The 13963-nt window shown below is 52.5% G+C and carries 13 protein-coding genes; 5 read left to right on the forward strand and 8 right to left on the reverse strand.

Annotation, left to right across the window (positions count from 1 at the left end; translation table 11 throughout):
- Positions 1–36: 36 nt before the first annotated feature.
- On the reverse strand, positions 37–162 hold the full coding sequence (locus tag RUE5091_RS23755; protein ID WP_279385379.1) for a hypothetical protein: 126 nt from the start codon (positions 160–162) through the stop codon (positions 37–39).
- 125 nt (positions 163–287) lie between these two features.
- On the opposite strand from RUE5091_RS23755, the gene RUE5091_RS11305 reads away from it, so the two are divergent.
- A complete protein-coding gene (locus tag RUE5091_RS11305; RefSeq protein ID WP_058282019.1) occupies positions 288–1214 on the forward strand; it encodes a DMT family transporter in 927 nt (308 codons plus the stop codon).
- Positions 1215–1326: 112 nt separating this feature from the next.
- Here RUE5091_RS11305 and RUE5091_RS11310 read toward each other — a convergent pair whose 3' ends face one another.
- Positions 1327–1818, reverse strand: coding sequence for an ester cyclase (locus tag RUE5091_RS11310; protein WP_165590770.1), 492 nt, complete (start codon positions 1816–1818; stop codon positions 1327–1329).
- 147 nt (positions 1819–1965) lie between these two features.
- Positions 1966–2763 (reverse strand): alpha/beta fold hydrolase, encoded by a 798-nt coding sequence (locus RUE5091_RS11315; RefSeq protein WP_165590771.1) that lies wholly within the window; start codon positions 2761–2763, stop codon positions 1966–1968.
- 599 nt (positions 2764–3362) lie between these two features.
- Between RUE5091_RS11315 and RUE5091_RS11320 the strand changes: the two genes are divergently transcribed.
- Both RUE5091_RS11320 and RUE5091_RS11325 read left to right on the forward strand, forming a co-directional pair.
- The gene (locus RUE5091_RS11320; protein WP_058282022.1) at positions 3363–4376 is read left to right on the forward strand and encodes a GlxA family transcriptional regulator; all 1014 of its coding nucleotides are present in this window, start codon (positions 3363–3365) and stop codon (positions 4374–4376) included.
- Positions 4377–4508: 132 nt separating this feature from the next.
- Complete coding sequence (locus RUE5091_RS11325; protein WP_058282023.1) at positions 4509–5324, forward strand: methyltransferase domain-containing protein; 816 nt, start codon at positions 4509–4511, stop codon at positions 5322–5324.
- Between the two features lie 160 nt (positions 5325–5484).
- On the opposite strand, the gene RUE5091_RS11330 is transcribed toward RUE5091_RS11325, so the two are convergent.
- A complete protein-coding gene (locus RUE5091_RS11330; protein WP_165590772.1) occupies positions 5485–6279 on the reverse strand; it encodes a methyltransferase domain-containing protein in 795 nt (264 codons plus the stop codon).
- Positions 6280–6486: 207 nt separating this feature from the next.
- Between RUE5091_RS11330 and RUE5091_RS22640 the strand changes: the two genes are divergently transcribed.
- The gene (locus RUE5091_RS22640; RefSeq protein WP_082643627.1) at positions 6487–6891 is read left to right on the forward strand and encodes a GFA family protein; all 405 of its coding nucleotides are present in this window, start codon (positions 6487–6489) and stop codon (positions 6889–6891) included.
- A gap of 111 nt (positions 6892–7002) precedes the next feature.
- Here the strand turns inward: RUE5091_RS22640 and RUE5091_RS11335 are convergent, their stop codons facing one another.
- Both RUE5091_RS11335 and RUE5091_RS11340 read right to left on the reverse strand, forming a co-directional pair.
- Positions 7003–7641 carry a class I SAM-dependent DNA methyltransferase gene (locus tag RUE5091_RS11335; RefSeq protein ID WP_058282025.1) on the reverse strand — a complete coding sequence of 213 codons (639 nt, stop codon included), beginning with the start codon at positions 7639–7641 and terminating at the stop codon, positions 7003–7005.
- Positions 7642–7939: 298 nt separating this feature from the next.
- Positions 7940–9631, reverse strand: a complete 1692-nt coding sequence (locus tag RUE5091_RS11340) for a winged helix-turn-helix domain-containing tetratricopeptide repeat protein (protein WP_058282026.1) — start codon at positions 9629–9631, stop codon at positions 7940–7942.
- Positions 9632–9812: 181 nt separating this feature from the next.
- Here RUE5091_RS11340 and RUE5091_RS11345 point away from each other — a divergent pair, with 181 nt between their 5' ends.
- Complete coding sequence (locus RUE5091_RS11345) at positions 9813–10238, forward strand: hypothetical protein (protein WP_058282027.1); 426 nt, start codon at positions 9813–9815, stop codon at positions 10236–10238.
- Positions 10239–10828: 590 nt separating this feature from the next.
- Here the strand turns inward: RUE5091_RS11345 and RUE5091_RS11350 are convergent.
- Both RUE5091_RS11350 and RUE5091_RS11355 read right to left on the reverse strand, forming a co-directional pair.
- Entirely contained in the window at positions 10829–12247 is a 1419-nt protein-coding gene (locus RUE5091_RS11350) for an argonaute/piwi family protein (RefSeq protein WP_058282028.1), read from the reverse strand.
- Between the two features lie 102 nt (positions 12248–12349).
- Positions 12350–13735, reverse strand: coding sequence for a VPA1269 family protein (locus RUE5091_RS11355; protein ID WP_058282029.1), 1386 nt, complete (start codon positions 13733–13735; stop codon positions 12350–12352).
- Positions 13736–13963 lie beyond the last annotated feature (228 nt).

The following is a 13963-nucleotide window of genomic DNA, read 5'->3' on the forward strand; positions in this document are numbered from 1 at the left end:
CAGCTCAAGGTTTTCGAGATACGACAATAGCCGTTCTCACTGCCCTTGAAGCCGGATGCTCAGCAGATACGCCATGTCCGCTGTCTGCGCGTCACTGACATTGGTGCTTTCAGCAGCTTCGGTTGGTTTGGGCTCAATATTGCCGTTCTCTGCGGATTGCATGGTTGGCGGGTCGCAGCCCTAAGCAGACATTCTCAACATGCCTTTGCATTCTCTTAGATGCGGACAAAGCTGTCGTTCTTCGAATCTCTAAAGACGAAATAGAAAATGCGTGATAGCTCCAGATTATGGCAACGACATCTGCGCGAAATCGACCGTCCATCCCTTACGCATTTGCGGTTTTTGGTGTTCTTTTTGCTTCAATCTGTTTCGGACTGGTTCCCTATTTCAGCCGCAACCTGACCGAACAGGGCGTCGCACCCTATGCAGTCGCATTTTATCGCTACATTGTTGCGGCGGTTCTTCTGCTTCCTGTTTTCATTTTGCACCGAAAAGAATGGCGAGAGATCACTTGGGGCCTTTCAGCTGGAGCCGTAATGGGGCTTGGGTGGATCGGGTATGTAACGGCGCTGGAGAAGTTGCCCGCATCGACAGTGGGTGTGCTTTACATGACCTATCCAGTATTCACTCTGGTCATTGCCTGGGCCGTGTTCGCCGATGCACCAACGAGGCGCGCATTGTTGGCCGCTGGTCTAATTGTGTTGGCAGCCGTCATTGCTGGCTCGCCTGCATCAGTGCCTGCGGAGCATCTACCAACTCTGCTGCTATCCCTTGCCGCCCCATTTGGGTTTGGCTTCGGAATCTGCGTTCTCGTACACAGGTTGGCACGGATCGCGCCGTTGGCACGCATCGCGTCAGTTTCTCTGGGGTCTGTTCTGGGCCTCGCGCCGCTCATCCTTGGGGCTGAAGCTGGAGAGCTGCTCCCAGAGGAACAATCCGATTGGCTTCTCATAGTTGGTATTGGACTTGTCACTGCGTTCGTACCCCAACTTATCTACACGATCTGCTCGCCCGTAATTGGCGCTTCTCAAACTGCGGTGATCGGAAGCATCGAGTTACCCACTATGTTTGCTGTGGGCTTTCTAGCCTTTGGCGAAACCATCACTTTACCTCAAGCCTTGGCATGTGCGTTAGTTCTGGGTGCAATCGCGATCACTAGAAGCCGCAAGACGCGCACAGTATCTGCCGTTCTCGCGAAATCGCCGAAGCAGTAGTACCGGGCTCAGATTTACTATTTTCTAAAATCAGTTTGATAGACTGGTGGCAGCCCAAACCGGACTTTCGTCACGGGACTTTGCAATTTCCGAGATGCGGACAAAGCAAACCTCAGTATTCTTTGCAGGCAACAAGTTGTTTTCTTAGTGCTTCCTCGTCCTGCAACCCCCAGAACTCGGCCAGCCTGCCATCTTTGACCTTGTAGATACTAATTATCTTGAATTCGACGCGATTGCCGCTGGCTGGAAACCCTAGCCATTCACCTGCGTGGGTTGCTGTAAGAGTTTTATAAGCCACAACCGTATCGCCTTCAGCAATCAGCTTCTCAACATCTGCGTGTAAGTCCGGGAAAGCCCCCAGGAAAACAGCATATCCTTGCTTTAGTCCCTCAATCCCGCCAACGAACGCACCGCCCCCGCTTGCAGTATGATCAATGAAGTCTTCGGCAAAAACGTCAGCGATTACCTCAAGTGAGTGACCATTTTGAATTTCGTCAATGTAGCGTTGTACAACTGCTTTATTGGCTTCGGTATCCAAGTTTCCCAAACCGACCCCCTTTTGCCTGTTCAACACAATGAGGCCGATTGAAGTGGATTTAGTCAATGCTTCCTGCTTATTCGAAGGTTTGCTCTCGGTTCTCTGAGCTATTGATGAGCGACTGGTGGCAGCCCAAAATGGACATTCGCAACTAGACTTTGCAGTTTCGTAGAGCGCAACAAAGCGGCCATAAACCCAACTCGCCGAAATAGGTTATTTTCTGCGAGCCGCGGCTATTCCTAGAATGAACTCCAATATCGCGTTGGCCAACAAGTCCGGCCTTTGTACCGGTGCGCCATGGCTCACACTCGGCACCATCACCAGTTTTGCGCCACCAATATTTTCGTTCGTGTACTCCGCCATCAGCCGATACTGATCCAATGATTTTTCTCCGTACAAGATCAAGGTCGGGCAACTGATATTGGTGAACTCTTGAAACGAAAGCGGTTCGGCCGATTCCGCGTTTAAATCGGGCAGCATCGTATGGCGATTTTCCAAATGCACTTTTTGAATATCCGGGTGGAGCTCAAAAAATTCACCTGCTTGCATGCTGTAGACGGCCTCAAGACCAACTCTCATCCCGCGCTCCAGATCACCGTTTTCTGCCAACTCATATGCCGGTTCTAGACGGTTCCACGCGACCTCGCGCGCAGTCTTCAGCGGCCCACTTTCTGTTGGTGGCTCACATTCAAATGATGGTTCAAAGATAGCAAGTGAAAGGACACGTTCAGGTTTTGTTGCAGCTGCGCGAAGCAAGATGCCCCCCGCATACGACCAACCTACAATATGAACGGGCTCTTCCAGCGCGTCCAAAATATCGATTAGATCTTCCGTATGAACTCGGCGTGCGAATGGCTTATCGCCTGGCCATTTCCAATCCCCGAAATGACGCTGGGTGATGGCCAGGAATTTTGCTTTTTGAGATACCGGCTGCCAAAAGCCACACCAAATCCGGTGATCGGCCCATGCTCCGTGCACAAACAAAATGGGCGCACCGAGACCAACTGCCACCAAAGGAAATCTCGTTCCATTGACTACAAATGACCTCGGAGCAGGCATACCCGCTAAGTCGACTACGTTTGAACTTGGTTCCATTTTGAACAGCCTAATCAATGAAAGTCGGGCGGGCAATTTTCCGATTTCAGCGGTAGTCTAACACGCGCTCCAGCTTGAGTCCGCATTGTGACTCAGAATTCCCGTTCCCTGCGATGAGAATGATTGACAGCTCGCAGCCCAACCCAAACATTCACCAACAAGCTTTTCAGTCTTTGAGCTACGGGCGAAGCGGACATCGAAATTGCTCAGATTAACGGTCTCTCACCAGTGAACAGCCTGGTCCAAAATAGATCACCGATTTCCACATCTCATCCGTGACTTTGCAGTTGCCGGTTCCTCTTCCTTGGTCGTCTGTTGGGCTGAGTTCTCCTGAGGCAGACCTTTTCGGAAACGTCGGTTTGTCAGTGTCAAAAAATATACTCCAAACTGCGTTCATCCTCGCTATTACCTCCAGCAAGCTACGTACCCTTGAAGACTGCGCGACATTTTTCGTTGGGCGTGAGTGGCGGAAAGGCTAAAAAAGGGGTAAATTCACCACTTTGGGAATTTTGCCGATGCCATTTTCGGTTCAGATCGTTGCCACCCCCGAAACCAGCGCCTCCAGCGTGTTTGGCCTGTATGACACTTTGGTGGCCGCAGGGCGGGACTGGGAACATTTGGTGAGCGGCGAGGAGCCTACCCCGGTATTTGACGTCAGCCTTGTTGGCCCTGACGCCGAGGGATTTCGTTGCGGAAGTGGCGTGTGGATCGCGCCAGACCAGACATTTAAGAACGCAGACGACGCTGATATTGTTGTCGTACCTGGACTGACTCTTTCACCGCACGACCGGCTCGACCCCACTCAACATCCTTGTTTAGCGTGGCTTGCTAAGCGCGACTTGGCCAAGACGCGTATTGTGTCAGCCTGTACAGGGGCGGTCTATCTGGCGGAAATTGGTATTCTGGATGGGGTTGAAGCAACCACACATTGGGCTTGGGAAGGCCTTTTTCGAAGGTTTTACCCAAATGTGCGGCTTCGCATCGACCGCGGCCTTTGCTTTGCTGATGCGTCTCGCGGGCCTGTAACGTCGGGTGGGACAACCGGGTGGCAGGAACTCGCTACGTTCCTGATCGCGCATTACGGCGGCACGCAAAGGGCGGTACGGGCAGCAAAAGTCTGGCTTATGGCCAACCGCGGAGAACTTCAGTCACCATTCAGTTCAATGATCACTACGGCACCTCATGCTGACGCCATTATCTCACGGGCTCAGTTATGGATTTCCGACAATTACGCCATCGACAACCCAGTCGCAGAAATGGCTAAACGTTCCGGGTTGCCGCCAACTACGTTTGCACGACGCTTTCGCAAAGCAACGAGTAAGTCACCGCAAGATTACGTTTTGGCGCTGCGTATTGAAGAGGCCCGTCAGTTGCTTGAAACTACCGACTGCTCCGTGGTGGAGGTCGGAGAAGCAGTCGGATATGCCGATACGCCGTCGTTTAGGAGGTTGTTCAAGCGAAAGACTGGATTGACCCCTGTCGAACATCGCAAAATGTTCGGCCAGTCTCGATTTTCTAGCTACTCCTGACGGACGGCGTTCAAGATTGGAATTCCTATTGAACCCTAAGGGTTCGAAGCAGTTATTTGGTGGCTCTATGATTAAGGTGTATTGGAGAACTCGGTCGCTGCCGTAGTTATTTCCAACCGGAAAGGAAACAGATTGGCTGATATCTTCCAAGCACTCGATCAATTGGATCGTGAAAGCGTGCAGAAAATCGCGGATCGTCTTGAATTTCGAGGCACCTTTCCTCCATTTGTTGCAATGCGAGAGCGGTATTTCGACCGGCTGCAACTGGAACAGCGCCGCAATGTGCTCGATATGGGTTGTGGCACGGGCGTCGTCACGCGAGCGCTTGCGGCTAGGCTACCTTCAAGCGCCACTTTGACCGGGAGCGATTTTTCGGCCGATTTTATCGAATTTGCACGCCAGTACGCCGCCGCCGAAGGGCTACAAGACCGGCTTTCTTTCGAATTGGCCGACAGTCACGCAACAAAAGAATCCGCTGACAAATTTGATCTCGTTGTGCTCCATACACTCGTCAGTCACGTGGTAGATCCGTCCCAGGTTCTTAAGGAAGCAGCCCGCCTCACTTCGCCTGGCGGGCGGATTGCAGTGTTTGACGGCGACTACGCCTCGATCACTTTTGGTGCCGGCGACCCCGCGTTGAACGAAATCGCGCTTCAAGGCCTGTTGAAGACGGTGGTGGCCAACCCCCATGTCATGCGTCAGTTTCCTGAAATCATCGCTGGCACGGGTCTGGAAGTCGTTGACTTTCTGCCTGAAATTCTGGCCGAGGCAGGTGAGGCCGAATTCTTTAAGAGTATGCTGGATAGCTACTCTGGGGCGATGGTGGCGGCGGGACATCTGGATCAGGACAGCGCACAGCGATGGTCGGCGACACATCTTGATGCCTCCGAAAGGGGCACGTTTTTCGGGTCGTGCAACTTCATGACCTATGTTTTGCGAAAGGCCTGAAAGTCACGTCATCGTAGTCAACTGATTGTGGAAGCGGAGCGATATCCGCATGGCTGGCACTTCCGACCTTGGTGTGCAGCGCAGCTTAGATCCCGAACGATCCCAAAGTGGGCGCTCGCTTCGTCGCGGTGAACGCCTACGAGATTTGCCTATTGAGCCTTTAGGTTGGCGCGCGTCCTGTCACAACGAACTGCGGCGACACCAGTATGTATTTTCCATCTGACAGGGCCTGCTCAAGTTGCTCGACGACCTGGTCGATTTCAGATGCGCCCAAGTTGCCGCTTTCGAGGGCGTATCTTGCCATGTTGCGCACCATCCCCAACAGTCGCCCTTCAACGTCTGCATTCGCAAAGATCGAAATCTGGATGTCTTCGAGACCCGCTGCGCTGAATGCGCCGTACAAACGCCTTCCCATGTCTGAGTTGCGACAGGCATGCGACGCCGCCTTTACAAAAGCCAGCCACAGGTCATGCTCGACGGGCTCAGCAACCATCATATACCAATCCCCTTCAATCGCATGCGCCAAACCTCCCGGCCGAAGCACGCGGCGAAACTCCCTAAGCGTCTCAATGGGGTTGTCGACATACATGATGGCGTTGCGGGCGGTAATCCGGTCCAGAGAGTCGCTGTTGAGCGGAAGGGAAACACCTTCGCTTTGATGTGTTGTTACGCGATCAGCGACACCAGCTTTGACTGCATTCTGGTTCGCTATTGCAAGGAACTCGGAGTTTATGTCGATGGCGTGGACATGCCCGTCTTCGCCCACGCGTTTGGCAATCTCCACTGCTACTTTTCCCGGACCGCAGCCAAAGTCTGCAACTGTCTGACCCTTCGAAATCTTAGCAGCAGCGTAGAGCGCCGCCGCTGCGTCGTCCCACTGGAAGCCGTCCTTGTAGGCCGACATGCGTTCGGGCTCAATGTCGCGCCAGTGCGCTTTGTAAAATGGTTCGTCCACCACTGCCCAACCGTTCACCATAGTTTGGGAATAACATTAACACGACGCACCAGCCCACGACAGCATAGCCTGCTTAAGGGTCATTGGAGCCATTCACTGCGAACGTTCGAATAGAGTGAGATCACAAGTCGCGCAACAAAACAGCCGTTCGCTTTTTGCGGAACTCCTGCCCTATGATAAGGCATCTAGCAGGATTAGGGGAATATCATGATTTGGACCGGAGGATGCCTTTGCGGAGCCATTCGATATAAAGCCGCGTCAGATCCGATTTGGGCCGGGCATTGTCACTGCAAGAATTGCCAAAGATGGACTGGTTCACCGGCGTTCACCGGTGCTTGTTTTTTACCGGGTGAATTTGAATGGGTTAAAGGAAAGCCGACATTTTACCGGTCATCCGAAGATGTTTTACGAGGCTTCTGTAAAAATTGCGCGAGCCCGCTCTCATTCCATCGCGGTAATATTAGAGTGACTGTCACAGCCGGAACGTTGGATCATCCAGAATTGCTTGAGCCAACATTTCATGTCTGTTCGGAAAGCGAACTGCCCTGGGCTCATTTCGATGATGACCTGCCGCGCCACGATGGTTTTGTTTTAGACGGCGGGAATACCTGATGGCTGCTTGTCCGCATTGGCTCTAAGCCCACCTGACCCTAAGATTGTTTGGGGCCCAGTTTTAACTAGAAACCGACCTATGAGGTTGAGTATCGCGGGAATCACCCAAGGTCATAGCTTATTAAACACGATTACAAGGCCGACATCGTTCTCATGCCCCTCTGGAGGTTTCGCACCAGCCTCGTAAATTGGTTCCTCACGTATTATTGGTTCGGAAATGAGGTTGCCCGCAGTCATGCGTTCAAACGCCTGTTTAAACCCGGCTGGCTGGTAGAATGTAGGATTGCCGCTGATCGCAAACACTGCCCCCGGACGTGCAACGCGCATCAATTCGGAAAGCGCCTCTGAGCCCACATGCCCGTGAGTAAATGTACCAGCGCTCAGAACGCCAATGTACGAATTGTCACGCAGCGGGATTGGCTTAGTCAGATCGGCTTCAAAGAGTTCCCCATAACGCCCCTTTGCATTTGCCTGCTCCAGCATCTCGGGGGAAATATCAATGCCGTCGATCACGGAACTGGTCGGCAGGTAATCCGCAACAAGCCCAGTTCCGCACCCCACGTCCAGTGCTGGCCACATACCTCCAGCCTCCAAGTAAGCTTCCGCAATGATTTTTGCGAACCTGTAGCCACTGCGACCGGCGAATTCTTCATCGTAAGTCGATGCCCAGTCACTATATAATTTCAGATTGGCTTCAGTAGTCTTTAAGTTGTAGGCAGCATCCAGACTAGGGCTATCATTGTCAGTCATCGAGGCGACCTTTTCTTAGCGTGGTAGTCGGGCGACGTCATGGAGGACAACGTAGCCATATCATGATCGTAGGTATCGACTATTCCAATGTCCATTCACGCGTAACTACATAGACTGACTCAGGGGGAACAAACTTCAGGTGGCGGTCAGCTAGCAGCCTATATCTAATTTCTGCATAGGGCTCGCTACCGCTAATGTCTGCAACACGCGCCAGCAAACCTAGCATTCACCGGCGAGCTTTGAAGATACCGAGAAGCGGACAAGGGCCGTTCACGCAACAAAACGACATAATTGACAGCTAAAGACCCGCCTCACTAAGTCCGCGCAGCATATCCTCGGTTCCCGCGCCCATCCAACCTAGACTTGAACGCAGAGACTCGACTGAGGGTCTTGAGGCACCTGTTCCGCTGAAATATCGATCAAGCAATTCGCTGGCGGCTTCGACCCTGCCGTCCAACGCCAGCGCAGAAGCCATCGCAAGATTAGCGAACGAGTCTTGCGGTGCAGTTGCGAGCGCACGTTCAAGGGCTGCAATTGCCAAATCGTTTTGATTGCTCTGGATGTGCGCAAGACCAAGGTATTTCTCCTTTGTGAAAGGGCGGAATCTTGGATTGAGTTCCAGCGCATACTCGAAGTACGGGATGGCTTTCTCCGGTTCATCACTCGCCATGTGTACCAAGCCTGCACAAACATAGCCGCAGTCCAAGTTCGGATTTAAGTCCATAGCCGTACGGCACGCCGGCATTCCCAATTCGGGCTGACCCATTCGCGCGTAACCCGCACCCACCAGCCAATAGGGTTCAGCATTCATTGGATCCGCCTGCGTCGCCTTTAGAGCTGTCTCCAGTGACAGCTGCGCAGAATCCGCACGGCTGACGCCCGGCACGTTTGCTAGGCTCCCGACAAGATGAACAAAAGCAAGACCGCCCCAGGCTGATGCAATTCCGGGATCAAGTTCGGTCGCTTTGGTCAATAGCGCGTAAGCTTCTTGATAGTCCGTTACACTTTGATGATTGTAGAGCAGTACGTTTCCACGCAGCGCATAGTCCCAGGCATTGTCCATCAGTTCCGGATCCTGACGGTCCAGGTCGGCTTTCCGAAGTTCAGCCCGCAACACCGACGCGATCTGACCGGTTACGTTGCCTTGAAGTTCGAATAGATCGGCGACAGGCCGGTCATATCGCTCTGACCAGAGATGGCTGTCGTTTTCGCCATCAATCAACTGGGCATTGACCCTGACGCGGTCGCCCTCCAACCGGACGCTGCCCTCCAGCACATAGCGAACTCCGAGGTCTGCCGCCACCTGAGACGCGCCTACGTTCTTGTCGCGATAAGTAAAGGATGTGCTGCGCGAGATGACGAACGCGTCCCGAATTCTGGACAGATCAGTGATAAGGTCTTCGGTGAAAGCATCGGCAAGATAGGTTTTGCTTTCATCGCCTGAAAGATTGTCGAAGGGGAGGACGGCGATTGACGGGCCGGGCGGTTTTGCAACGCCCGCCACTTCGGAGGAAGAGTCCTGCCAAAAGACATAGGCAACAATCGCGAGTGCGATTGCCGCCGCTATCGCGGTATATCGCCCAAGCCCTGCTGGGATCGCAGTTCGACCCGCTCGGTTGTCGCCTGACGCAGGCCGTTCAGCGCGAGAGATTGCAATCCGATCCTCCAGAGTTTGTGGCGCTTCATCGACCTTGACGGGGGCGACAAAACTGAAACCTCTGCGCGGGTAAGTCTTGATGAATCGCTGCTGTTCCCTGTCATCGTGCAATGCTTTGCGTATGGATCTAATCTGCGTGCTGATGGCTGCATCCGATACGATCTTTCCATCCCAAAGGGCGTCACAGAGTTCCTCGCGCGAGATGATCCTCTCGTTCTCATTCAGAAAATAGTGCAGCAAATCCAGCGCGCGGGGTTCGAGAGGGATGGCTTCATCGTCCCGAAAGAGCCCACGTGAGGGGTCAAACGTGAAACGGTCGAACCGATACCGCATTAGCAGTCTCCTGTATTGCCTTATGACAACTCAGATCACCCTTAGAATTCCTCATGTGTCCCTTAAGCACAAGTCCGCGCCGTGGAGCAATCTTTGACTTGCAAGCCCGGACCTCCGCGCCTGATGCGCCGTCGCGCAACAAGCAGCGGCAGCCGTTCAGCACAATTTGGAGGCACATCAAATGAAAACTCGTATCAATACCTTTGCAGCACTACTTGCCTTGACAGCACTTTCCGCCCCGGCACTTGCAGAAACCCAGCTGGAAAATGCGCTCGCGAACGGTGCCCATCGTTTGACCGCCGAAGAGGTGAGCATTCGTCTGGCTGACAAGACTGTCACGTTTGAAAACGCAAATACCGGTGCCAAGGCGCTGGTGTACTATGATGGCAGCAACGGCACCAAGCTGAAGCTGGAAGACGGAACCTTGCTAGATGGTTTTTATGCCTTTGATCTCGCCGACCACGTATGCGTTGGTGTCTACGGCGACGCACCGATGCGCCTGCGGTGTGTGCATGTCGTTCTGATTGACGGTGTGATGCACAAATTCGAACTCGACGGAAGCCTGCGCGGGCGAATTATCGAAGAAGTCAGCGGCAACATTATCTGATCTCCATTATCTCACTCGCACAGCTGTCGGAAAGTTGTGCGGGTGAATTGGATGAACAACACTCTTCCATCACCGACACTGTCAAACATTCTAAATTGGACGTCAGCTGCGGGATCGCAGCTCCCAATCTCTTGACACTACAGCTGTGGTTGCTTCCGGCAAAATAGCTAGACTTTGCAAAGTCAGCTTTCTGCGCATTGCTGTTATTGGGGTATCGCACAGCATCGGTCAAAGTGGACTCCGAAGTAGACAGTCGCCGCACTCGGTGTGAGCGACTGCTATGCGGACTAGAGCGGTCTTCCGAAGCGCAAAGCATGGAAGATGGTGCGGGCGCAGCCAAGCCACGGCCTATGACTATTGCCCGAAGTTGCAATGAAGGGCTTGGTCTTGACGGGGGATGGGGCTTCAAAGCCCCCCCTAAAAAATGCCAGCCGTTTACGGTTGTCCGAAGACGCGCAAGGGATGGTAGCCGCAGGGCCGAGACCGCAAGCGGGCTCGGTTCACGACAGTCTGCCCGTAAGCATCTGAGATTATGTATGTTCTATAGCAAAGCGGCAAGCCCTGATGGTTGAGGTCTACTTGCAGTCTGATCACATGAAGCAGCGAAAGTCGTAGATGCGGTCAACCATCTGTGGGTTTTGTTGAAGGATGTCCGCGAAGGCCTTGGAATAGACCAGCGTGACCGGCAACTTCTTGTATAGCGTGTTGTTGTTCCAATCCATCTTCGTTAAACCAAGGATGCCCGCGCATGTGTCGTGCCAACCACCTTCGCCGGAGAAACGGCGTAGCAAGACAGGCGATGGCGTCGGTTTGAGCGAGCCTTCTTTGTAGACGTTGTAGCGCGAGTTCTGGACATGGACTCCCTGCACGCTGCCTTGCGTCCAGAGCAACGCCTCATTTCCGCTTAGCGGCAGATAACTGCCGCGCTGAACCGGGTATTTGTGTGGTGAAGGCGACCTTTGATCGGTGAATCGAACACCTTTCCAGTCACTGCCCTTGACGATTTGGACGAGTTCAATCTCTGTACCGGCGCGAAAGCTGTCAAATGCTCCGAGGATTTCTTCTTCGGTGAAGGATGTGTTCTTGTGAATGGTCACTTTTTTTGGTGGTGATCCCAGATGACCACCCTGGTAGATTGCCAGGCTACGAGATAGGACCGACTGCATTTCATAGTAAGACAGGTAAGGGTTGCTCTGGCTGTCCTGCGTAAAATCCTTTGTGTCATACGCCACAAATTTAAAGCCCGTTCCGTCCGGATCAAAGACCTGGCTGCAACATGTGCTGTACTGAGTGCCGGTTTTCTCATCGGTCTTCATGGCATAGCTGATACCGATAAATGCTTCATCTGGTGCAAGGCCTGTGAGTTTCCAGGGTATCCCGCCTGACTTGGCGTACAGCGCAACGCTCAGGCCCCACATGACGTTTGCACGGCACCGTCGATTGAAGCTTGCTTGCCGCACGATTTGGATGGGGATATCAGAAGGTGCACAATAAGCTTTTAGATAGTCGTGGAAATCAAAGTTCTCGCCTTCAAAACAAGACGCCCACTCATCGGGCAACATGACCAAGGCAACATCAAAATTGGCGCGAAGTGGAGATAGGCGGGCAATGCACCTGAAAAGCCCCTGCGCCAGTTCATGCTTTGAGCGCGCCTTTGCAAATTCATCCAGTTCCTTCGGAAATTTTAACGTGAGCGTCTCATCTAGTGGCGCAATCGGAGTTCTAAAGAGTACCTCGAAGCCGGGATAGCGGGGATAGTAGTTCTTTGCCTCAACGGGATCAGCCACCGATTGAAGCTCATTGACCAACCCGCGAAGCTTCCCGAATTCCCTTTCGGGAGCAACAAGTGCGAAACGCACAGTCGGTAGCGTTCCGAATTTGAGCCCGTAAGGACCATGATCAATCAGGCCGACTAAGGGGTGCTTGTGGGTTCGCCCGCCATTAAAAACCAGATCAGGCTCGGGAAGCTGTGAATACCCACAGATTTCACCTTGATGGTCAACGATCATGCCAACCTCCTTGAAAAAGCCGTGCGGGTTCCCAAAACGAAACGGGGATTCTCGCGCTCGCTTCCATCATCGAAGGCTTTGACTTCAATGTCCGAGCCGCGCTCATGTGGACCGAGGAGTAGCTCCGCCCACGCGGTCAAGAGCGTGTTGAATGTGTCGTTGACAATAATCTGCGCCCGCTGAACGGTTCTGCACCCAAATATCGGACTCAAGGCTATACCGAAGTGCATCCCCTTCACCGGAGTCTAGGCACTTTACTTGTATCTTCCGCCAAGGCAGTTCAGTCATGGTATAGATTAGATAGGCGACGACGGGGTTCCAAACCTGCCTAGCGCTGCCATCCACGTTGATCGTGAAGTAATCCGCTTGTAATGATTTGGGCCATGCCCAGTTGTCTTCTGTTAAAATTTTTTGAACTAATTTGACGAGACGCCTTGGTAAGAAAGCGGATGTAGTTTGCGTAGGTTTGCCGACAGAAACTGCCTTCGCTTTATTTTCAAACTGCTTTCTTTCCAAGTTCGTCAACAATGGGTGACCGTAACTTGTCCTGTCTTCCCCTTCAACCAGGACCATATTTTCTTCGATGAACCAGTCCACCATGTCCGCAATGTAGTTAACTATCGGGACCATTTTGCCCTTAAGGGTTCCACCGCCACAGTCGACTACATGATCGACCCAACTAGGAGAGGCGCGATGGGAGGATAAAAACACCTTTGGATCGCTTCGCACGTCCTCTGGGTACAGATCCAACCAAGAAGCAAAGTTCAAAAACGGGCCGTTGCTGTACTTGGTTGTCTTGGCCAGCCTTGGACCAGAGCGGTATTCAGTTAGAATTTCGACCCATTTTATTAGGTTCGCCGGGGGGTTCTTTATTATTTCTACTGACTTGCCTGTAATACGCCCAGCCGTCGCAAGGCGTTTTACTTTAACAGGTTTGTCGTAGCCAAGTTTTGTTGGGAAGCTGGCATTCAAGTATTCAGCAAGTTTGGAGAACGCTCGCTTGTGCTGAGCATTGAAATCGAGAGAAGGCTTCCATTGGGTGTCTGAGTTTTTGAACTGAAGAACGAATGTCGTCCAAACCTCCTCTGAGATGTCAGAAACGGACGATACAGTAGTCGAAAAGTACAAAGCGTACAGAATGCGGCGCACATACGGACGAGTGCCTTCTGAGAGGTTGGTTTCAAATAAATAGGCGATAACCGATTCAAAACCATCGGGAAATACGTCGATGTTTTGTGCGAAAACCCTAAACGCATGTGGGTTTCCGCGTGTGAAATCGAAAGCGAACCTGAGTGGAAATAGGATACCTCCGTTTTGAGTTGTACTTAGGAGTTCTGCGACTAGGGACGGTTCTGCCGTAGATTCGAATTGTTTTGTCAACTCGACAATCTTGCCAACAGTTAGGCCATTGGTACTTCTATTTTGCCTGTGATGAAAATTGCTGATGGAACTATTTATGAGACATCCATTGACTTCGATTGCTGCCATTTATTGAAATGCTCCTTCACTTAGCGATTGGATACTAGCCGTCTCAGTTGTGGCCCGGATCGTGTGTATGAAGCTCCGTTTTGGCTTTGTTGAGAGCTGCATTCACCATTTCCCACTCTGGCTCGGTGTAGACTCGCTGGCTTTCGATATGACGGTGGTGCATTGCCTTCTTAATCGCCGGTGGAACAACCCCAGCGTTTTAAAGAGTTTGAGCATATGCATGTCTTA

Source organism: Ruegeria denitrificans, from assembly GCF_001458295.1.
Classification (GTDB): Bacteria; Pseudomonadota; Alphaproteobacteria; order Rhodobacterales; family Rhodobacteraceae; genus Ruegeria; species Ruegeria denitrificans.